Raw genomic sequence first — 20234 nt, 5'->3', positions numbered from 1 at the left:
TAACCGACGGGGCACACTTGTGACATGGTTCTCGACGACTTGGCTACGCCGATAGTTCTCGCCCCCATGGCCGGTGGGCCGTCCACTCCGGAGCTGGCCGCCGCCGTGTGCGAGGCGGGCGGACTGGGATTCATCGCCGCCGGATATTTGCCCGCGAGCGAACTGGGCGCGCGAATCAAGGCCACGCGGGCGCTGACCGCGAAGGCATTCGGGGTCAATCTCTTCTACCCCTCTGAACCCAGTCCGACCGCTCGGTTCTCTCCTTATATAGAGGAGCTCGCTCGCGAGTACCCCGTCGGCGACGCCAAGTACGACGGCGACGACTGGGAAGCCAAGCTCGAACTGCTGATCAGCGAGCCGGTCGCGGTGGTGTCGAGCACCTTCGGTTGCCCGACGGCGGCGGAGATCGCGCGACTGCACGCGGTGGGGTCCGAGGTGTGGGTGACGGTCACGACCGTGGCCGAGGCGCGGCAGGCCGTGGCGGCGGGCGCGGATGTGGTTGTCGCGCAGGGGGCCGAGGCGGGCGGGCATCGCGGGACGTTCGTGGACGATCCGGCCGACGATCTCGCCGATCCGCTGGGACTGCTCACGCTGGTGCAGTTGCTGCGGGCGGCCGTGGAGGTGCCGGTGGTGGCGGCGGGCGGGATTTCCTCCGGCGAGGCTCTTGCCGGAGTGCTGGCCGCGGGGGCCGCGGCCGCGCAGATCGGGACCGCGTTCCTGCGGTGCCCGGAAGCCGGGACCGCGCCGCTGATCCGGGAGGCCATCACGGCCGACACCCCGACCATGCTGACCCGCGCCTTCACCGGGCGACGGGCGCGCGGGCTGCGCAATCGATTCATGGTGGAGCACTTGGACGCACCCGCCGCCTACCCCGAGATCCATTACGCCACGGGGCCTTTGCGGGCGGCCGCGCGGGCCGAGGGCAATGCCGACGCGGTCAACCTCTGGGCAGGTCAGGCGCACGCGCTGGCGATCGAGCTACCGGCGGGCGAGCTGGTGCGCAAGCTGTCGGCGGATGCGAAAAATGCTCTGGAGCGGGCACTTTCGTTGCGAATCCAGTGTTATTGACAACGTTTTCCATCTACAATCGGCTGACACCTTCCGCCATCCCATGAGGAGAGCGATATGTCACTCGACGTACCCACCGCACTACTCGAGCGCGCAGAACGTGGTGAGGTCAGCGACGCAGAGTTCGTCGAATGCGTCCGCAACTCGCTGCCCTACGCCTACGAGGTCGTCAGCCGCGTCGCCGCCGATCTGCGTACCGGCACGGAAGAATACGCCGACAACACGGTAGCCCCGCCCGACGAGACCGCCCGCGGCCAGCTCTTGCGCGCCATGGCCTCGGACGCGATCCGCGGCGGGCTGGAACGCCACTTCGGCATCAAGCTCGCCTTCCAGAACTGCCACCGGGTCGCGGCCTTCCCGCTCGCCTCGGTCGGCGGCGACACCTACAGCACGTTCATCTCCACCCGCGCCCAGCTGCTCAATCAGAGCCCGGAACTCCGCAACTGCTGAGCGCTCGATCATGAGGCGGCGCGACCGAAACCCGGTCGCGCCGTTTCACATTCCTAGCGACCGGTGGCCGCCCGCCAGTTGCGGCGCTCGCCACGGAACTTACGAACCTCGCGGGTGCACAGCCAGGCGAAACATGCGAACGGGCCGACGAAGATGAACCAGGCCAGGATGGTTGTTCCGACACCACCGAAGCCGTTGGTGACCGTCACGCCGATGGTGCCGATCGACATGATGCCGAACAGCAGGGTCAGCAGGCCGAGGATCACCCACCACACCGGCTGCCAGGGCTTGACGCGGGGCGGCTGGGGCGGCGTGGGGCCGGAGTGGCTGAACGCGTACGGCGAGACGTATCCGGTCCCGCCCGAGGGCATTCCGCTCGGCCGGGGCATGGCATCCGAGCGCGACTGCGCGGCTGCGGTCATGCCGCCGTAGGCCATCGCGTTGGGTATCGGCGTTGCGCCGGGTACAGGCGTCGGCGCGGACGGATAGCGGTTGTAGGGCGAGGACGTCGGTCGCGCGGCAGGGGGCGGCGTCGGAGCGGAACCATAGTCCGGGAAAGACGCTCCACCATCCCATTTCGCGGTCGGGGCGGAACGCTGTGGAGGCACGGGACGGGAAACCGGTGCTGCCGGACGGGATTCCAGGGCGGCTCGGGCGGCGGCGGCCAGGGCTCCGGCGCTGGGGAAACGGTGGGCGGGATCCTTCGCCATGCCGCGCGCGATGACACTGTCCAGGGCGGCGGGAATCAGTGAGCTGTGGTCACTGGCGCGGGGCGGCTCGGCGGTCAAGTGAGCGGCCATCTGCTGCACCGGGTCGGTGTGGGCGAAAGGCTTGACGCCGGTGAGGGTCTCGTGGAGCAGGCAGGCCAGCGAATAGACGTCCGAGCGTAGGTCCTCGGTGCCGGAATAGCGTTCGGGAGCCATATACGCCCAGGTGCCCACGGCCACACCGGTAGTGGTGATAGTGGCCTGGCCGACGCCCCGGGCGATGCCGAAGTCGATCAGATAGGCGAAGCCGTTGGGCAGGGTCAGCACGTTGGAGGGCTTCACATCTCGATGCACCAGCCCTGCCCTGTGCGCGATATCGAGCGCCTCGGCGATCTGGGTGACCAGATCCACCGCGCGCTTGGGCGGCAGCGAAACCACCTCGCGCAGAATCTTGCCCAGGTCGGAGCCGTCCACCAGTTCCATGTCGATGTAGAGACGGCCGTCCAGCTCACCGAAGGCATGGATCGGGACAATGTGCGGCCCACGCAACCGCGCGGCCAACCGGGCCTCCCGCTCGAACCGGCGGCGATACTCCTCGTCACTGGCCAATTCGACGGGCAGCAGCTTCAACGCCACCTCCCGCTCGAGATGGGTGTCCTCGGCCAGCCACACCTGACCCATCCCACCCCGACCGATCAGGCTCCGGAGCCGATAATGGCCGAGTTGACCGTCCCCCGGCACATGCCCTCCCCAGTTCTACCGCTCTATGCGAGGTGCTCAGCATACGGCGACAGGTCTGATCCGGACACCGCTGCGGCTAGGTGCGGTGACAGTTCTCGACGGTGTTCACCACCGCGAGGTCGTTGACCGACAAGCCTCCGGCGGGCACCTCGGCGTGCAGGGTGCAGGACACGTGATCACCGGACTGCAGGCCCGCGATCGTCGGGACCGGAGCCACCATGATTGTGTCCCTGGCCGACCCCTTGACGGCGAGACTGGGCGTCCCCTCCGGCACGCTGGTGATGACGCAGGGCGACACGATCGGACAGTTGGCGATGAACGGCACGGCACCATCCCAGCGTGCACCACCACCGCCCATCAGTTCGTACAGCATCCAGTAGGCCGCCCCGACCACTGCCGCGATTCCGGCCAGCACGCCGAGCAGTATCCAGAATGCGCTGCCGAGCATTTTCCGCATGACCAGACGTTAGCGGCGAAGTGTGTGGGAGTTTCCATGTAGATGTGCAGATTCTGGGTGAATAGTAGTGGTAGCTGGAGGTTTACAAAGCGTGTTGCTCGAATCATGCTGTTGTGTCGCGTGATTCGAAACTATGATCGAATGTATGACTGATATCGCAGATGAGATGACTACCGCGCACGCGGTTGTCGCTCAGCTGCGTGATGTGCACTCGCAGATAGCTGCACTGCAGGCCGAAGAGGTCGCGTTGATGACCGCGCTCTACCGGCTGCGTCGTGAGCAGCAGCTTGATCTCGGGGTCAGTAACCTCAATGCGGGTGAGGACACCGCGACGGAAATCGGTATCGCGCTGAAGGTTTCGCAGGGCACCGCCGATGGGCTTATCGGGTTGGGTTTGGATCTGGAGAACCGTTGCACCGCCACCCGCGAAGCCTTCGCCGCGGGCCGCATCGACCTCGCGCAGACCCGGGCGATCACCAAGTCACTCACCAACGCCTCCGATGAGCTGCTGGCCGAGCTGGAGCCCGGCCTGGCCGCGTATGCGGAAAAGGCTGAGCCGCAGCGCATTCGCCGTACCGCTCGCCGTCGCCTGTTGGAGGCTGATCCCGCCGGTCAGGCTGCGCGTCGCAAGGCGGCCGAGGCTGATCGCTACGTCTCGATCACTGCCCACGACGACGGTACCGCCCTGCTGGATGCTGTCCTGCCCGCTGCCGGTGGCCAGGCGCTGTACGAGCGTCTGCGGGAGATGGCGTCGGGCCAGTGCTGCGGCAAGGACCCGCGCACCGTGGCCCAGCGTCGTGCCGACGCGCTTGTGGCTCTCGCGGACGGCAGTGGTCGCCTGGTGTGCCAGTGCGGTCTGGAGGATTGCCCGCGTGCTTTCATCGGTGAGGCTGCAGTGGCGCGTAAAGCGCTTGTGCAGGTGGGTGTGTCCGCCGAGACGCTGGCTGGTTTGCAGGACAACCCCGCCCTGCTGTCGGGCCTGGGTGCGATCGACCCCGACCTTGCCCGGCAGGTTGCCCGTCACGCCCGCTTCGAGGTCATCACCGACACCGCCCCCAGCCAAGCCCAAACCACTAGCGCCGACACCGAATTGCGTTACCGGCCCGGTGCCCGCACCGCCCGCCAAGCCCGCGCTATCGACGGCATCTGCCGCGCGCCCGGCTGCCACATCCCCGCAGCCGCCAGCGATCTCGACCACCAAGACCGATACGACCACCGGAATCCGCAAGCCGGAGGCCGCACCACCGAGGACAACCTCGGCGCTCGCTGTCGCCGTCATCATCGGCTCAAGACGCTTGCCGACAATCACGCCAACGGATGGGAAGTCCGCCACCACCCCGGTCGGGTCGTTGAATGGCGCACGCCCACCGGGGAATCGGTTACTACCGAGCCCGAAGGCAGCCAGTACCTTTTCCCGACCACCGTCGTCCCGCCGGTCACTGCTGGCGGTGTCCCTGATGCGGAGCCGACGGGGTCGATTTTCGATCCGGGGGTCGCGGTCAACATCATGACCGAGTTGATCCAGGTCTACACGACACCGGCTCAGCGCCGGGCCCGGATCAACATGTGATTCGGCGGCTCGAGGTCAGGTAACTCGGGGGGAAGACTACTTGCGTTCCTGTGCTGCAACGGGATTGCGTCAAGGTCGGATGTACCGGAAGTGTGGTTGCGTCGCCTGCCCTACCGGACTTGAGCTGACGCGACTGGGGAGCCGTTACCTCGCTTACCAGCCCACGGACTGCACGGATCACCTTTCAGAGACAAACCACGAAAATCTCTAAGCCTCTTGGAGTTTGCGTTTCAGGACCTTGCCTGTGGGGTTGCGAGGGAGTTCGGGGAGGAAGACTACCTCGCGGGGCACTTTGTAGCGGGCCAGGTTCGACTTGACGAATTCTCTTACTTCCACGTCCGTGAAGGTTTGTCCGTCGTGGACTACTACGAAGGCCTTCAGCCGGGCGCCGAATTGTTCGTCGGGGACGCCGATTACGGCTGCTTCGCGGATTGAGGGGTGGGTGTAGAGGAGTTCTTCGACTTCTACGGGGAAGACATTTTCACCGCCGGAGACGATCATGTCGTCGTCGCGGCCGTCGATGAAAAGTCTTCCTGCGCTGTCGAAGTGGCCGACGTCGCCGGAGGACATGAGGCCGCGGATGATCTCCTTGTGGCCGCCGCCCGTGTAGCCCTCGAATTGGATGGAGTTGCCGACGAAGATGCGGCCGGTGGCGCCGTTGGGGACGGGGCGGCCGCGGTCGTCGAGGATTTCCACCCGTGCGCCGAGGACCGGTTTGCCGACGCAACCCGGTTCTTCGGCCAGGTCGGTGGGGGTGGCGACGGTGGCGTAGGCAACTTCGGTGGAGCCGTACAGGTTGTAGACGACGGGGCCGAAGGTGGCGGTGACCTCGCGGCAGAGTTGGGCGCCCAGTTGGGAACCGGCGACGAAGATGATGCGTAGGGCGGAGAGGTCGTGGCCGGTGAGGGCGCGGCCGCCCAGGTCGATCATGCGGTTGAGCATGACGGGGACCACGATCACCGTGGTGGCCTTGTGCTCGGCCATGGAGTCGATGGCGGTCTGGGGGTCGAAGCGGCGGCGGATCACCAGGGTGGAGCCGAAGCCGAGAGTCAGCATGGCGCAGGCGAATCCGAGGGTGTGGAAGATGGGGGCGCAGCATTCGGTCACCTCGTTCACGCGGAACGGGACCTTGGAGAGCAGACCGCCCAGGGACAGCAGGGATTTCGGCTCGGTGCGGGGTGCGCCCTTGGGTGTGCCGGTGGTGCCGCTGGTGAGCAGGATGATGCGGGGTTCCGCGCCGGGGGCGGGTGGGGCGGCGGGGGAACCGGTTTCGATGAGGTGTTCGAGGCTGTCTTCGCGGGGGTCTTCGGTCCAGGCTCGGTAGCTGCCTCGACGGGGGTGTACTTCGTCGAGCATGTGGGCGTACTCGTCGTCGTAGACGAGCAGGTCGGTGCCCTCGCGGGTGGCGACGTCGCGGATTTGGGGGCCCGCGAAATCGGTGTTGAGCAGGATGATCTTGGCACCGCATTTGGCGGCCGCGTAGATCGCGTCCAGCAGGCCGCGGTGGTTGCGGGCCAGGATCGCTACGCCCTCACGGGGTTTCAGGCCGCGGTCGCGCCAGGCGTTGGCAAGGCGGTTGGAGCGGTCCTCCAGTTCGGCGAAGGTCAGCTCGCCCAGTTCGTCGATGAGGGCGGTGCGGCTGCCGAATCGGGCCGCCGACAAGCGCAATGCCGCGGCCAGCGTGCCGTAGCGCAACAACGCGGTACCGGCGGCCAGCAGGACGGTCGGCGATTCGATTCGCACCATTCCGGCCTGCAGCGCTAGGCGCGCCGACTCCGCTTCCAGATAGGCCCGCTCCCCTAGCGACCGCACCGATGGCAACACCCTGGACCTCCTCGTCCACCCCTGCAGATTGAGGGCATCTGCCACCAAACTAGCGGCACGGGGGCGAGGATGCGAGGGGAACTACCTTGGCGCGGAGGGAGTGGCTGTCGCGGACTCGTCGGAGTCGCCGCAGCCGTAGGTGATGGCGTAGCTGGTGCCGTCGGTTTTGGTGAAGCAGCCGAACGGGACTGGGCCCGCCGAGCTGAGCTGCAGTGCGGTGCCGGCGGATTGGTCGGCGCAGAGTAGGCCGGTTTGGTCCATGCGGCATTCGTAGTCGTCGAAAGTCAGTTTGCTGCCGTAGGTGAGTGTGCTGCCGGAGCCGAGGGAGAACTGGCCGGGATCGCTCGCGACCGTGCCGATGCCCGCGTTGGGCCCGGGGTAGTCGACCCAGCTCGCGACCCATTCCCCGTGCGGGAGCGAGGCGGGGCGGGGCTGCGGGTTGTCGAAATTGACCAGGCAGCTCAGGCCGTGCATGTAGCTGGTGGCGGACTTCTTCGGGGTCATGCACTGGATCTTCTTGGTGGGGCTGACGAAAGCCAGGCCCACGTCGAGATCGGATTGCGTGCCGCCGGTGTCGGTCGCCGTGTGGAAGTTCGAGGCGTCGGCCGGGGTGCCTGCGCGGATCCAGGACAGCACCGTCGACAACGAGGCTCCGGCGCTGGGCGCGGCGACAGGCGCGGTGGCCGGGGGCGTGGTGACGGATGGAGCCGCGAGGGTCGTGGATTGCGTTGCGGCGTCGGTGGTTCTGGGCTTCTTGCCGAGCTGACCGCCGATCAGGACGCCGATCAACGCGAGCACCACCATGGCCATGGCCGCCGTCATGCCGATGATCAGATTGCGTTTCCCGGATTCCGGCATCGGCGTACCCCAATTTTCTTCCTACGCGGGCACTTCCGATCGGTCCCGCCGCATCCGGCAGCATACGGGCAGAAATCCGGTCCGTTTTTGACCATGACGTGTCCTGTATGTACCTCGCCCGCGGGCTCGCGCCCGGCGACGATCGAGTCATGACGACGATTACCGAACCGAACCAGCTCCCGGCTCTTTTCGAGGAGCGTTTGAACGCAGGCGATATCGAGGGGGTGCTCTCGCTTTTCGCACCCGACGCCACCATGCGCACCACCACCGGTGCGGTTATTTCCGGGCGGACCGCTCTGCATCAGGAGATCTCCGGCACGGTTGCCGCGCGCGGGCATCTCACCAATGTCGGCCGTCACGTACTGGTGGCGGCCGACACCGCCTTGCTGGTGACCGATTGGACGATGGAGATCGATGGTGCCGACGGTTCCCGGGTTGCGCCCACCGGTACCACCGCCAATATCGCGCGGCGGCTCGCCGACGGGGAATGGCGGTTCGCCCTGCTCAATCCATTGGGGACGGCCTGATCAGCCGGGGCTGGGAGCGGGAATTAGGGCAAATACCCGATGTCGTGGGCTGGTCTGCCGCGATAGCTTGGAAATCGCTATTGCCTCATGATGCCAGCTAGACACCGTGGAGGAATGACATGAAGAAGTCGATCGGGATTGCCGCACGGGTTGCGACCGTGGCCGTTTCGGGCCTGGGGTTCGCGGCCGTACTCGGCGCCGGCACCGCCCAGGCCGCGCCGCAGGATTGCCAGGTACAGAAGGGGTTGTTCGATGCCTCGGCGGTGTGCGCCCCGGACGGTGGATCCAACTACGTGCTGCATCTCGACTGCGTCGGTCTGTACGCCAGCGGTCCGTTCCCGCTGTACGCGATCGGGCCCTACAAGGTGCTGAGCTACCCGTTCACGCCGTCGGGTGACCGGATCACGGCGGCCTGCACGGGGATGGGGCCGGGCGTGCTCGCGGTCGCGACCAATGCGTATGTCGAGGTCTACAACGGCTGAGCCGGGACGAGGCGGTCGATCGACCAGCTTTTTGTCCGATGAATCCCGTTTTGTCCCAATAGCATTCGACACGTGCGCGCCACGCCGGGGAAGCTCGTAATCCGGCTTATTCGTGGGCTAACATCCAGCAACTGACAGGAGTTCTGCCATCCGCATCCTCGACTAGGACGGCCCTCTTTGATCGACATGCAGTCGGCGCGTACGGGAACACCCGGCGTCGATGCCGAGGTACTCGTCCTGGGCGCGGGACCGGCCGGGCTGGTGCTGGCGAATCTGTTGTGCGCAGCCGGAATTCGGGTCACGGTGCTGGAACGCCAGCGCCGTGACCGGGTCGAGAACCGGGCGCGAGCGGGGTTTCTGTCCCCGGACAGCGTGGACGTGCTGCGTGCGCACGGGCTCGCCGGGGGCGTCGATCGGCTGGGGGCCGTTCATGACGTGTGTGAATTCCGCAGTCCGGAACAGCATTTCGAAGTGCGCTACGGCAAGCTCGGTTCGCAACGGCCGCACACCGTGTATCCGCAACAGTTGCTGGTGACCGATCTCATCGCGGAACTGTTGCGGCGCGGCGGCACCGTGCACTTCGACACCGTGGTCGAAGCGCTCGGCGATCTGCACACCGATCGGCCGCGGGTGCTGGTGCGCGCAGCGGGCGGGCGAACTCGCAGTTACTCTGCGAGATACGTAGCAGGCTGCGATGGCTCGCGGGGAATCTCGAGTACGACGGTGCCCGCGGCCATCGCCACCCGGGACCACGACATCACCTGGCTGGCCCTGCTCGTGCAGGCGCCGCCGAGCTCGCCGAACGTGCTGTACGGCGTGCACCCCGACGGGTTTGCCGGACAGATGCCGCGCAGCCCCGGCATCACCCGCTACTACCTGCAGTGCGATCCCTGTGACAGCGCCGGGGATTGGGATGACGAGCGCGTCTGGGCAGCCCTGGATCGGCGATTGGATGTCCGGCGGCACGGTGAGTTGTCGCGGGGGCCCATCGTGGAACGCGGCCTGGTCCGGCTGCGCTCGGAGATCCGGGATTCGATCCAGCACGGCAGGTTGCTGCTGGCCGGCGATGCCGCCACCGCGATCAGTCCGTCGGCGGCGAAGGGCGCGAACCTGGCCATCATGGGGGCCGAACTGCTGGCACGGGCGCTCACGGCCGAGCTGATCGACGCTGATTCGTCGGCGCTGCAACGATATTCGGCGGACTACCTGCCGATGATCGAGCGCGCCCAGGAGTTCTCGCACTGGATGATCGATCTGCTGCATCCGCCCGCTACCCACGATCCACAGGCCGCCTACCAGCGCGTACTACGCCGTGCCCGGCTGCACAGCCTGGCCACTTCACCCGCGCACCAGGAGCTGTTCGCCCGCAACTACGTCGGTCTCTGACGCCGATACGTCGTTCTCGAACGCATCGGTATTCGCATTTCACCAGGAGTAAATCCAACCAGGAGGACGCGTGTCCCGCTCGCTGGCTGTACCGGCATGTCTCGACCCGATCGATCTCGAACAGCTTTGTACGGCAATAGAATTTGTGCGCACGCACGATACCGAGGCCGTGCTCGCGGCCATGCTGCCGACGCTTACCGCGGCCGAGCGGGCGGCGATGGCGGAACGCTGCCGGTTCTCCCATACCGCGGTACTGGTATTCCCCCGCGATCCGGCCGAGCTGACGGCGGTGCTGGAAAGCCTTGGCCTGTCCGCGGATTCGGCTATTCCCAGCATGGTGGTGCGCGGTCGACTGGCCGCCCGCCACGGCCGCTCGCAGCATGAGTTGGACGTGCGAATCGTGCGGGCACCCCTGCTCAGCGTCGACGGATACCCGTGCACCATCGAGATTTTCGCGGTTCTCGCCACTCCCGACATCGGCACGCTCCGTAACGCCGAGCGAGCGGCCGGGCACGAACACCATCTGGCATTGGATGTCGAGACCGCGGACACGGTCGAATTGGCAGGGCTGCGGACCCTGCTGTTGCAGCGCGGCGGAATGCGTAGTGACGGAGGCGGATACAACAGTCACGAGGACGCCACCATTCTGTACTTCCGCACGAATGCACCCGATCGGCCCTATCGTCGCCTGGAACTCCATGTCACCGGGCAGCATTCGCGGTTGCTGGCCACCCATGTCGCGGCCTCTCACGACGCGCCCACCCGGCTGTTGAGACTGCTCACCGGCGCCTGGACCACGCAGGCGCTGGCCGCCACCGCCGTCCTCGGGGTGGCCGACCAACTGGCCGCCGCACCCGGGCGCGACATCACCGAACTCGCCCGCATCACCGGCACCGACCCCGACAGCCTGCACCGATTGCTGCGCTACCTCACCGATCTCGACATCGTGCGGCGCCGCGGCGACGGCTACGAACTGACCGAGACCGGCGCACTGCTGCCGGCGTCGGCGGCCCAATCCCTGCATCCGCTGGCGCGCCTCTACGGCGGCGCCTTCTACCAATCCTTCGCCCACCTCGACCACGCGGTGCGCACCGGCAGCGCGGGCTTCGACCATCACTTCGGCCGCCATCATTTCGACTATTTCTCCGCGACACCCGAGAGCGCGGAACTGTTCGATGCCGCCATGGCGGCCGGCGCCACCATCTTCGGCCAGGTGAGCGAACTGATCGACCTCACCGGCGCCCCGACCATCATCGACATCGCGGGCGGCAACGGCACCCTGCTGTCCCGCCTGCTGCACGCGGCGCCGACGGCCAAGGGCGTGCTGTTCGAGCGGGCATCAACCCTGGAGATCGCCCGCGCCGCACTGGACCGTTCCGGCACCCTCCCCCAATGCACCCTGGTACCAGGTGATTTCACCATCGAGGTGCCCGAGGACGGCGACATCTACCTGCTGTCCCGAGTCCTCCACGACTGGGACGACGACCAATGCGCCCGCATCCTGCGCAACTGCGCCACCGCCATGCCCACCCACGCGACCCTCTACATCATCGAACGCCTGCTCCCCGACGACCCGGCCCCATCCCTGGCCCCCGCCTTCGACATCCACATGCTCTGCAATGTCGGCGGCCGCGAACGCACCCGAGACCACTACCGCGACCTGCTGACCGACAACGGCCTGAGCCTGCGTGAAACCCACGCGCTCCCGCTGGATTTCACGCTGATGCAAGCCGTTCGGACCGCCTAGCACGTGACTGCGGTCGGGGGTAGCAACCCCCGACCGCAGTGGTCACCGGATCAGCCGCCGAAGGAACCGGTGCTGGGCTTCGGGGTGGGGGTGGGGGTCGGGGTGGAGGGGTCGGTGACGGTGACCGACTGGGTGGTGGTGGAGCCCGCCACGCCGGTGCGGCCGGAGAAGGTGGCCGACATGTTGTAGGTGCCTGCGGCGCCGGGGGTCCAGACGATGGAGGCGGTGCCGTTGGCGGACACCGGGATGGAGCCGAGGACCTGGTCGCCCGCCTTGAACTCGATGGTGCCGCCCGCGGCGGCCGGGGACACGGTGGCCTGCAGGGTGACGGCCTGGTTGGTCTGGACGCCGCTCACCGGGGCGAGGGTGGTGGTCGAGACCGCGTCGCTGGAGACGGTGATGGCCGGGCCCTTGTCGGTGTAGTTGCCGGCGCCGAGGGAACCGTTGTAGTTCATGGAAGTCGGCAGCGCGGTGTCGCGAGCGCAGTTCACACCGACCGTGTACTGCACCGAGAAGGTCTGCGACTTCGGCGAGATATTCGGGTACACCGGGTATTTGGTGATGCCGAAGGAGGCGCTGACGTAGTTCGCGTTCGAGGTGTCGATCGAGACCTGGTCACCACCCATAGTCGCCGAGCCGGAGACCGGTGTCAGGCAGGCGGGGTGCGCGTCCTGAATCGAGTAGATGTACTCGACCGGGATGCCGGTCCGCTCCCACATGGTCGTGACGGTGACGGTCTCGCCGGGGATCGGGTTGGTGTCCGAGACCGTCCGGGTGAACTTGCTGTTCCCGTCGGACCAGGTGATCGTCCCCGGTGCGGCCGACGCCGTGCCGGGCATCATCGCGACCGCGAACCCGGCCGCCACCGCGAGCGCAGCCACCGAACCGGCCGCCCGACGAATATTGCTGTCCACCATTGCATCTCCCAGATACACCGGGTGTCCCCCGACATGGTCGCCGAGGAGTTACCGCACCCGAGTTCGGCAGCATTAGATCACGCAAAAATGGTCAGCGGACCAGTTTCTGAAATGATCGCAAGTCAGTTTGGGAATCCACTAGCGACCACTCGGCAACATACTGGCAAGTAATAAGGAATCCAGGATGTGCCCTCGGCGGGGCACGATACGCATGGGAACAGTACCGACCAGCATCTTCTCGCTGGCCGACTGGTCATCGAAGCCGATTTCGCCCTGAGTAACCGCAAACCGACAGGAGGCCCGCAGCGTTGAGACTACCGGGTCACGATAGGGCGTTCGATCAGTTCGGATGCGCTACTTCTGTCGCGACGCCTGCCATCTGGTGATCTCTCACAACACCTCGGCTTGGCGTCGCGCCAGCAGTTCACCGTCGAGACCCTCGGCGATCACGATCTCGAACTCCGCCTCAGCGGCTTCTGTAGGCGGCTTCCGCGTGCGCGGGACGACGAATCGCGGGAAGCATCGTTGTCGGCCATACCTTCGTTATGCGCGCAAGCGTGGTTGCCGTGAAGAGGTCAGCCTTGTGCACCTGCACGTCTCGGTGGTGTCCCACTCGAACGACAGGGCTTACCGGAATGCATGCGTGCAACCGACGTCGGCTGCTCACCGCTCGCCGATCACCCAAGCCAGCCACATCGACGAGCGATCAGGCATTACAGTGCGTTGATCATGCTCGGCGGGTACGCCTACCGTGCCGCCCGGTTCACCCCCGGCGGCTCACCGGCCTTACCGACGCGCTCGACTGTCTCGCTCCGCCCGCCGGATATTGACGGGTGCGCCTCACCCGCTGCCGTGTCGACAGTCCAGATCCGGGCCGCGGCATCGCGAGTCAGCTTCTCGACCAGAATCCTCCGGGGAATCACGTGGCCCGCGAAGTGATCCAGCGACGGCACCACGACATGATGGGCGTCGGCACGTTTGAGCTCCTCGGTCAACTCGACCAAGGCCGCACCGTCAGTGCTCGATTCATGAAACGTCGTCGCGAAGCAGAAGCCGCGCGCGTTTGCGAGCGCGCGCAACTGCTCCTCGAGCTCCGCGCCGCGACCGTCCGCGAGGTCATCACGCAGGTACCCGTAGATCAACGCCTCCACACCAACCTCCCGCAGGTACTGGATACCGACCGTGAACCCCTCCTGCCAACCACACAGATAACTCCGATCGGAGCAGGCCAAGGGAATCCTGATGACCGTCTACGGGCGGTCGGCGGATCAGGCGTTCGACCATCTACTGCCCACTGTCCACCGGCATCAGCCGCCGCGGTAGCGGGCGGGACTCGTGCGCCCCGCCCCCTCCGGCGGCGGTCCAGCAGCCAGAGGGCCAGCCGTATTTCCGCCTGCCCCGGAGAGGCCGGGGGTACCGCACACCAGGCAGTTCACCTGCCCAGCCACTCGATCTCTCACTTGAACGACGGTGAAATTACACGCCGACACGCGGAATGTCTAGAGCTTCCACTACAGATTTTTTGGGCCGATGTGAATCAGTGCCCAGCCTCCGGTGCTTCGTGGGCGTCCAGGGCGTGTTGCAGGGTGGCGTTGAGGGCCTGGGCCTCGGCGAGCTGATCTTCGAGGATCACGATCCGGCAGGCCCCTTCGAGGGAGTTGCCGGCGTCGATCAACTCGCGCACACGCGAGGCGATCCGCAGTTGATAGCGCGAGTAGCGGCGATGCCCGCCCGCCGAACGTTGCGGGGTCAGCAGACGCGCGGCGTCGAGGGTGCGCAGGAACGCCTGGGTCACGCCCAGGATCTCCGCCGCGCGGCCCATGCTGTAGGCGGGGAAGTCTTCGTCATCGAGTTTATCCGCCCCACCGGCACCGCCGATGGGAGTCGTATCCGGTTGTTGCACAGCACCTCTCGGGGATTGAAACGACGGTAGGCCCCGGCGCGGTTGCGCCGGGGCCGTGGATCTACGTATACGAAAGGGACAAGCTGTTCACCGACCCCCATGGGTCGGTGGCGTACACCATCCCGGAGGTGTCTCGGGTCGTGGAACGGGTCTCGGACTATTCAGGGGCCACCTCCATGTGTTGCCGGATCTTGCCTGCGAAGGGTCTTCATGGTGCCGTGTTCCGTCCCCTCCGGCGGCGGTCCGGCCCGCGGGGGGGTCGGGCGGATCTCGTCTGCGCCGGAGGGAACGGGGTACCGCTCACCAGGCAGTTCACCTGCCCAGTCACTCGATCTCTCCTGTGAACGACAGTGAAGTTACACGCCAACGCGCGTGATGTCTAGAGTTTGCAATGCAGATTTATTCGAGGCAGGCAGCGCCGCCGTCACACGGCGTGTGTCGGTTGACTCACAGTCCACGCGCGGAAGGACACGGAGCGTGGCATAGTCGAGCATGGCTCAAGGCAGTGTGAAGTGGTTCAACGGCGAAAAAGGCTTCGGCTTCATCGCCCAAGACGGAGGCGGCCCTGACGTCTTCGTGCATTACTCGGCCGTCAACGGCTCGGGTTACAAGTCCCTCGAAGAGGGTCAGCGCGTCGAGTTCGGTGTAGAGCAGGGCCAGAAGGGCCCGCAGGCACAGGACGTCCGCGCCATCTGATTCGGTTCGAACTCTGAGAAGCTCCGCGCCATCCACGGCGCGGGGCTTTTTTCGTTCAGGTATGCCGCTCGGTCAGCGCACAACTCGCTCGACAGCGCGAACCACGCTGTCGGGCACTCGATTCAGTATCAGCCACGCGAGACCGAGGCTGCGGTCGGGGGTGAGCTGGCTCGAGACCAGTCGGGTGGTTCGCGGCGTCGCGCGGCGCGCAACCACTCTGGGTCGGTGACCATTGCCGCGCCGCAGCCCACCGGCACCGACAGTGTCTTGTGCGGATCGACTGTCAGCGAATCGATCTCGGCGATGCCGTCGTGGGCCGGAACCGGCCCGTAACCTGGATGCCGACCCCGCCCCAAGCGGCGTCGGCGTGCCACCGGACGGGATTCAGCAGCCCAAGATCCCCGGAGGAGGTGCGGGGGTCACCGCGGCCGGCGGCTCCCCGATCTCGCATAGGTCACGCTGGCGCCTCGGACTGCGCGGAAAGCGGCAGTTCAGTGCGTTCTGCTGAGGAGCCAGTCGATTCAGGAACGTTGGATTCCGAGGGCCTTTGCACGGTACTCGAGCGCGTCCATTGCCCAGTGGATGCTCGGCGTCGGTTCGACGGCGCCACTGCGTCGAACCTCAGCGATCGCTCGGATGTGCTTTCCCTGCAGAAGGAGTCGGTCGAACTCGGCGCGGACATCGCCAGGAAGTCGCAGCCAGGTGGTCGGCATCGCACACCGATCGCAGAGATCGGCTGGATCGGAGCACTCGACGAGTCTGGCGATACCGCATTCTGAGCAGTTGAACGACCGATACTGCGGCGCATGAGATACGCAAAGGGGAAAGGTGCCCGGTTCGATCGCGGTTTCTGCCATCGATGAACAGATCTTGCATATGCGTCGCACGTCGTCAGTGTGCCCGAACAGTCTGTCGCGCGCTCTCCACAGCAGTGAACGAAGTTCGTGATCAACGGCATGAACGTGCGTTGCCGGATGCGGTGAGCACACCCGGCCGTTGCTGTGCGACCTAGTCTTTGCTGCTCGACTTCCAGGTGGCGTTGAACGCATCAGTTGCGGACTACTCGGCTCCGGAGCCGAGTAGTCCGGCGCAGGTGGGTGTAGACGGGTTCGGGGTATCCCGCAGCGGCCAGCACCACGTTGACCGCCGCACCGGACTTCCACTTCAGGGGCGGAAGGGTGCTCAACTTCGTGTTGACCGCTGCGGAGAGCACTGTCTGGCCACCCCACCGCGGCAGGCATCCCGACCGACGGTGAGAGTGGTCGGCGCTAGACCGCTTCGGGACCGAGGGCTTTGTCGAGGAGCGTTCCCAGCTGGTCGAGTTCGGTGGGCGACAGGCTGTGGAAGGACTCCTTCAGGATCGCGTCGGCGATCGTCTGGCCCTCGGCGCGCAGTCGCTCGCCCTCCGCTGTAAGCCGGTGGCGGACAGCGCGACCCGGGCCCGGGATGCGCTCGATCAGTCCGCGATCGGCCATCCGGGTGGCCAGCGAGCCGAACGATTGATCGGTCTGGAAGGTCAGCACCGCCAGATCGTGCAGCGAGGCATCCGGATTGCGGTGCAGATGACGCAATGTGTCCCACTGCACCAGGGAAAGGCCCAGCGGAGCCAGGGCCTGGTTCATGGCGCGGTGGTGACGGTGTTGCAGCCGCTTGACGGACAGGCCCACCTCGGCCAGGCGATAGGTCATGCCCCTCATCCTAAACGATCGAAAAAGGTTGCTTATATAAGGTTACTGATATAAGGTTTCTTACATCATTGATAGCGCAGAAAGAACGACAATGAGCACTCCCGTTCCGGCCGGCACCCTCCGGCCTGTCACCACCGAAACCCACGCGCTCGCAGGTGATCTCGAGATCACAGTCGCCGACCGCGACCGCACCCGGCCCTACCTGCTGCTGCACGGCGGCGGTGGAGTCCCGACCATGGCCGGATTCGCCGACCTGCTGGCCGAGCGCACCCACTCCCGCGTGCTGCTGCCCACCCACCCGGGCTTCTCCGGCACCCCGAAGGCACCCGGGCTGACCGATGTCACCGCCCTGGCACGCGCTTACGTCACGCTGCTCGACCGCCTCGACCTCGCCGACGTGACCGTGATCGGCAATTCCTTCGGCGGCTGGCTGGCCGCCGAGATCGCCCTGCAGGCCAGCCCGCGAGTCAGCGGCGCGGTGATCATCGACGGGGTCGGTATCGAGGTCGAGGGCCACCCGATGACCGATGTGCGCGGCATGTCGATCGAGGAGATCCGGGCACTGTCCTGGCACGACCCGAGCAAGGCGCCGGTCGCGCCCGACGGCGGCACCGGCCCGAGCCCGGACGTGCAGGCGCTGATCGGCTACACCGGCCCGACCATGACCGACCCGACCCTGGCCGCGCGCCTGGCCGACATCCACGTGCCGGTACACGTGCTGTGGGGTGAGAGTGACCGCATGGCCCGCCCGGAGTACGGAAGGGCTTATGCCGCAGCGATTCCCGGCGCGATCTTCACGCTGCTGCCCCGCACCGGCCATCTGCCGCAGGTCGAGACACCCGAGGAACTGCTCGGCGCGATCCTCGACCTCGAACTCTCGAAGTAAGGACCACGATCATGACCACTCCGCTCACGGTGACCCGCATCGGGCATGCCTGCCAGCTCATCGAACTCGGCGACATCCGGGTACTGACCGATCCATGGTTCACCGAGACCGCGACCTACCACCCGGGCGAACCGGTCACCGCGACCGTCGCGGGCCTGGGCCGCGTCGACGCCCTGGTGATCAGCCACGAGCACTATGACCACTGCGACCTGGACGCACTGATCGCGGGCGGCTTCGACCTCGACACGCCCCTGATCGGCCCGCATACCGTGACGGACATCGCGGCCCGCAAGGGATTTCGCGACCTGCGGACCATCGAAGCCTGGGAGTCGACGACCGTCGGCGACCTGCGGGTGACGGCCACGCCCGGCGAGCACGGCGTCCACGAGGTCACCTTCGTGCTCCAATCCGGCGGGCGCACCGTGTTTTTCGGTGGCGATTCGCTGCGGGTTCCCGAACTCGACACCCTCCCAACCCGTTTCGGTCACTTCGACCTGACGATCCTGCCGACCAACGGCCTGTGTGTGCGCGCGGCCAATATGCGCCAGGTTGTCATGGATGCCGAGGAGGCCGCCGCCCTGACCGCCGTATTACGTCCGACCCTGGCGATCCCGCACCACTACGCCTTCCACAGCGGCCGCCTCGGCGACCGCATGATCACCAAGTCGGACAACGACCCCCGTCACTACGCCGACGCGGTCGCCCGCCTCGCACCGGACGTCGAGGTCCGCATGGTCCTGCCCGGAACGCCGGTGCACATCGCATGACCATCGCATCGCCTGAACAGGCCGACGCCTGCACACTGAATCTCCAGATCGACTGAACGTCACCAGGTTACGGGCATGAGCGTAGGCCGGAACTCGACCGAGTTCCGGCCTACGCCTGTGTCTCAGGTCGATCGGTCGATATTTGCCGGGGATCCCCGTACCCGCACAGCGCATACCGCTGAAGCACGCCGCGGCGCTCAACGCCTTCGATGATGCGGGCGCGCCGTATTCGGCTGTAGCCGTCGGCGGTCACGGAGACGGCGGGATCGGCAGAAAGGCTGTTAGTACCAGCCGGGTTGGCGTCGGGACGCACCGTGTGTCCCGACCGCGACGTAGCCGCGGTTGGGGAGCTCGTCGCGGCGTTGTGGCATACCCGCGATCAGTGGTGGATTGTGATTACCTGGCGGGCGGTCATCTCTCTGCTGTGTCCGACTACGACAGCATTGGCTATCGTCGCGATGCTGGGACGCGGCGTGACGAACTCCGCCCACACAGAGTGCTCTGCGGCGCGGTAGATCACGGTTCAAGAATGCACGCAACTCGGCAATGCAGGATGTTGAGATGTCATGTGGCCGAGGCCATGAACACCNTGGCGGGCGGCGATCTGTACGTCGCGCAGGTCGACTCCGGCGTCGAGCATGGTGGTGACGAAGGTGTGGCGCAGCATGTGGGGATGCATACGCGGCAGCCGGACCACCGAGACGTCCGCCAGCCGCCTCAAGCGCCGGGTAGCGCAATGGCGGTCCATCCGCCTTCCTCGCAGGTTCAGCAATATCGGCCCCTGTATTCGGCCGTCGACGGCGCGGTCGATCGCGCGCCCGACCGCGGGCGGCAACGGAATCAGCGCGATCTTCGAACCCTTGCCGATCACATGCAGGACCCGATGGCCGTGTTCCTCACCGAGATCGGTGACATCACAACGGCATGCCTCGCTGATACGCAGGCCGAGGAGTCCGAGCAAGGCGACCAGTGCGAAATCCGGCGGGTTGTCCGAGTCTCGGGAGGCGACCAGTAGGGCTTCGAACTGGAGGTGTGAAAGTCCCAGTGTCGGAGACTCGTTCGATACGCGGGGCCGGCGCACGTACTCGGCGGGTGAATGGTCGAGCAGGCCATCGATGACGCAGGTGCGGTAGAACCCGGCCACGACCGCCAGGCGGCGGGCGATAGTGGCGGGTTTGAAGTGACGCGTTTCTCGCATCCACAGCGAGTAGTGCTCAACCTCGGTCCGTGTCACCGACAAGGGTGTCAGTTCACGCTGCGCGCACCACGAAAAGTACAGGCGGAGATCGGATCTCGTATGGACTCGCGAGACGATGGAGAACCGTGCCAGATAGGCGAGGGACGCCAGCCGCAGGACGAGATCATCACCCGCGAACGAGACGTCCAGGTCGGAGGAGGTACTCATTCCTCACGATTGCTCCGCACAAGCGACCCACCAGAGCGAGACACGAGGCCCGCCACGGACCGCTCTCCACTGCGGCCGAACATCCTGTATTGCCTGCGGGTTCAGGCGGTCATCGCAACACTTCGTCGAGTGCTTCTGATGGTGTGTGGAATCCG

The 20234-nt window shown here is 66.2% G+C and carries 20 protein-coding genes; 11 read left to right on the top strand and 9 right to left on the bottom strand.

From position 1 onward, the window contains the following. Positions 1–24: 24 nt before the first annotated feature. Together ACYVN4_RS38370 and ACYVN4_RS38365 are read left to right on the top strand one after the other, a co-directional pair. The gene (locus tag ACYVN4_RS38370; protein WP_460727984.1) at positions 25–1068 is read left to right on the top strand and encodes a nitronate monooxygenase; all 1044 of its coding nucleotides are present in this window, start codon (positions 25–27) and stop codon (positions 1066–1068) included. Between the two features lie 57 nt (positions 1069–1125). Beyond that, positions 1126–1518, top strand: a complete 393-nt coding sequence (locus tag ACYVN4_RS38365; protein WP_460727982.1) for an SCO5389 family protein — start codon at positions 1126–1128, stop codon at positions 1516–1518. A 53-nt stretch (positions 1519–1571) separates the two neighbouring features. Here ACYVN4_RS38365 and ACYVN4_RS38360 read toward each other — a convergent pair whose 3' ends face one another. Continuing rightward, complete coding sequence (locus ACYVN4_RS38360) at positions 1572–2966, bottom strand: serine/threonine-protein kinase (protein WP_460727981.1); 1395 nt, start codon at positions 2964–2966, stop codon at positions 1572–1574. Between the two features lie 76 nt (positions 2967–3042). Beyond that, complete coding sequence (locus ACYVN4_RS38355; RefSeq protein WP_460727980.1) at positions 3043–3423, bottom strand: hypothetical protein; 381 nt, start codon at positions 3421–3423, stop codon at positions 3043–3045. Positions 3424–3556: 133 nt separating this feature from the next. Here ACYVN4_RS38355 and ACYVN4_RS38350 point away from each other — a divergent pair, with 133 nt between their 5' ends. After that, positions 3557–4993: an HNH endonuclease signature motif containing protein gene (locus ACYVN4_RS38350; RefSeq protein ID WP_460727978.1), complete on the top strand. Its 1437-nt coding sequence runs from the start codon at positions 3557–3559 to the stop codon at positions 4991–4993. Positions 4994–5200: 207 nt separating this feature from the next. Here ACYVN4_RS38350 and ACYVN4_RS38345 read toward each other — a convergent pair whose 3' ends face one another. Continuing rightward, positions 5201–6805, bottom strand: coding sequence for an acyl-CoA synthetase (locus tag ACYVN4_RS38345; protein ID WP_460727976.1), 1605 nt, complete (start codon positions 6803–6805; stop codon positions 5201–5203). 93 nt (positions 6806–6898) lie between these two features. After that, positions 6899–7675, bottom strand: a complete 777-nt coding sequence (locus ACYVN4_RS38340; protein WP_460727974.1) for a hypothetical protein — start codon at positions 7673–7675, stop codon at positions 6899–6901. Positions 7676–7824: 149 nt separating this feature from the next. Between ACYVN4_RS38340 and ACYVN4_RS38335 the strand changes: the two genes are divergently transcribed. From ACYVN4_RS38335 to ACYVN4_RS38320, 4 genes are all read left to right on the top strand, one after another. Next, positions 7825–8202, top strand: a complete 378-nt coding sequence (locus ACYVN4_RS38335) for a YybH family protein (RefSeq protein WP_460727972.1) — start codon at positions 7825–7827, stop codon at positions 8200–8202. Between the two features lie 119 nt (positions 8203–8321). Then, positions 8322–8684, top strand: a complete 363-nt coding sequence (locus ACYVN4_RS38330; RefSeq protein WP_460727971.1) for a hypothetical protein — start codon at positions 8322–8324, stop codon at positions 8682–8684. Positions 8685–8870: 186 nt separating this feature from the next. Then, positions 8871–10070, top strand: coding sequence for a 4-hydroxybenzoate 3-monooxygenase (locus ACYVN4_RS38325; RefSeq protein ID WP_460727997.1), 1200 nt, complete (start codon positions 8871–8873; stop codon positions 10068–10070). 145 nt (positions 10071–10215) lie between these two features. Next, positions 10216–11817, top strand: coding sequence for a methyltransferase (locus ACYVN4_RS38320; RefSeq protein ID WP_460727969.1), 1602 nt, complete (start codon positions 10216–10218; stop codon positions 11815–11817). A gap of 50 nt (positions 11818–11867) precedes the next feature. On the opposite strand, the gene ACYVN4_RS38315 is transcribed toward ACYVN4_RS38320, so the two are convergent. Both ACYVN4_RS38315 and ACYVN4_RS38310 read right to left on the bottom strand, forming a co-directional pair. Then, on the bottom strand, positions 11868–12734 hold the full coding sequence (locus ACYVN4_RS38315; RefSeq protein ID WP_460727967.1) for an Ig-like domain-containing protein: 867 nt from the start codon (positions 12732–12734) through the stop codon (positions 11868–11870). 746 nt (positions 12735–13480) lie between these two features. Continuing rightward, a complete protein-coding gene (locus ACYVN4_RS38310) occupies positions 13481–13966 on the bottom strand; it encodes a recombinase family protein (protein ID WP_460727966.1) in 486 nt (161 codons plus the stop codon). 10 nt (positions 13967–13976) lie between these two features. Here ACYVN4_RS38310 and ACYVN4_RS38305 point away from each other — a divergent pair, with 10 nt between their 5' ends. Then, positions 13977–14057 (top strand): hypothetical protein, encoded by an 81-nt coding sequence (locus ACYVN4_RS38305; protein ID WP_460727996.1) that lies wholly within the window; start codon positions 13977–13979, stop codon positions 14055–14057. A 214-nt stretch (positions 14058–14271) separates the two neighbouring features. On the opposite strand, the gene ACYVN4_RS38300 is transcribed toward ACYVN4_RS38305, so the two are convergent. Continuing rightward, on the bottom strand, positions 14272–14637 hold the full coding sequence (locus ACYVN4_RS38300; protein ID WP_460727964.1) for a MerR family transcriptional regulator: 366 nt from the start codon (positions 14635–14637) through the stop codon (positions 14272–14274). Positions 14638–15129: 492 nt separating this feature from the next. On the opposite strand from ACYVN4_RS38300, the gene ACYVN4_RS38295 reads away from it, so the two are divergent. Further along, a complete protein-coding gene (locus ACYVN4_RS38295) occupies positions 15130–15333 on the top strand; it encodes a cold-shock protein (protein ID WP_460727962.1) in 204 nt (67 codons plus the stop codon). A 1268-nt stretch (positions 15334–16601) separates the two neighbouring features. Here the strand turns inward: ACYVN4_RS38295 and ACYVN4_RS38290 are convergent. Next, the gene (locus ACYVN4_RS38290) at positions 16602–17021 is read right to left on the bottom strand and encodes a MarR family winged helix-turn-helix transcriptional regulator (RefSeq protein WP_068001955.1); all 420 of its coding nucleotides are present in this window, start codon (positions 17019–17021) and stop codon (positions 16602–16604) included. 91 nt (positions 17022–17112) lie between these two features. Here ACYVN4_RS38290 and ACYVN4_RS38285 point away from each other — a divergent pair, with 91 nt between their 5' ends. Together ACYVN4_RS38285 and ACYVN4_RS38280 are read left to right on the top strand one after the other, a co-directional pair. Continuing rightward, positions 17113–17907: an alpha/beta fold hydrolase gene (locus ACYVN4_RS38285; RefSeq protein ID WP_460727960.1), complete on the top strand. Its 795-nt coding sequence runs from the start codon at positions 17113–17115 to the stop codon at positions 17905–17907. 11 nt (positions 17908–17918) lie between these two features. Next, positions 17919–18674: an MBL fold metallo-hydrolase gene (locus ACYVN4_RS38280; protein ID WP_460727958.1), complete on the top strand. Its 756-nt coding sequence runs from the start codon at positions 17919–17921 to the stop codon at positions 18672–18674. A gap of 523 nt (positions 18675–19197) precedes the next feature. Here ACYVN4_RS38280 and ACYVN4_RS38275 read toward each other — a convergent pair. Beyond that, positions 19198–19872: a tyrosine-type recombinase/integrase gene (locus ACYVN4_RS38275; protein ID WP_460727994.1), complete on the bottom strand. Its 675-nt coding sequence runs from the start codon at positions 19870–19872 to the stop codon at positions 19198–19200. Positions 19873–20234: the final 362 nt, after the last annotated feature.

The organism is Nocardia heshunensis, from assembly GCF_054782115.1.
Note: the sequence above shows the minus strand (reverse complement) of the source record. Positions and strands in the feature narration are given on the sequence as shown.

Coding starts and splice junctions, on each gene's coding strand:
- ACYVN4_RS38325 (WP_460727997.1), top strand. CDS start 8,871: ATGCAGTCGGCGCGTACGGGAACACCCGGCGTCGATGCCGAGGTACTC.
- ACYVN4_RS38285 (WP_460727960.1), top strand. CDS start 17,113: ATGAGCACTCCCGTTCCGGCCGGCACCCTCCGGCCTGTCACCACCGAA.
- ACYVN4_RS38340 (WP_460727974.1), bottom strand. CDS start 7,675: ATGCCGGAATCCGGGAAACGCAATCTGATCATCGGCATGACGGCGGCC.
- ACYVN4_RS38305 (WP_460727996.1), top strand. CDS start 13,977: ATGACCGTCTACGGGCGGTCGGCGGATCAGGCGTTCGACCATCTACTG.
- ACYVN4_RS38295 (WP_460727962.1), top strand. CDS start 15,130: ATGGCTCAAGGCAGTGTGAAGTGGTTCAACGGCGAAAAAGGCTTCGGC.
- ACYVN4_RS38350 (WP_460727978.1), top strand. CDS start 3,557: ATGATCGAATGTATGACTGATATCGCAGATGAGATGACTACCGCGCAC.
- ACYVN4_RS38335 (WP_460727972.1), top strand. CDS start 7,825: ATGACGACGATTACCGAACCGAACCAGCTCCCGGCTCTTTTCGAGGAG.
- ACYVN4_RS38330 (WP_460727971.1), top strand. CDS start 8,322: ATGAAGAAGTCGATCGGGATTGCCGCACGGGTTGCGACCGTGGCCGTT.
- ACYVN4_RS38355 (WP_460727980.1), bottom strand. CDS start 3,423: ATGCGGAAAATGCTCGGCAGCGCATTCTGGATACTGCTCGGCGTGCTG.
- ACYVN4_RS38280 (WP_460727958.1), top strand. CDS start 17,919: ATGACCACTCCGCTCACGGTGACCCGCATCGGGCATGCCTGCCAGCTC.
- ACYVN4_RS38370 (WP_460727984.1), top strand. CDS start 25: ATGGTTCTCGACGACTTGGCTACGCCGATAGTTCTCGCCCCCATGGCC.
- ACYVN4_RS38315 (WP_460727967.1), bottom strand. CDS start 12,734: ATGGTGGACAGCAATATTCGTCGGGCGGCCGGTTCGGTGGCTGCGCTC.
- ACYVN4_RS38365 (WP_460727982.1), top strand. CDS start 1,126: ATGTCACTCGACGTACCCACCGCACTACTCGAGCGCGCAGAACGTGGT.
- ACYVN4_RS38290 (WP_068001955.1), bottom strand. CDS start 17,021: ATGACCTATCGCCTGGCCGAGGTGGGCCTGTCCGTCAAGCGGCTGCAA.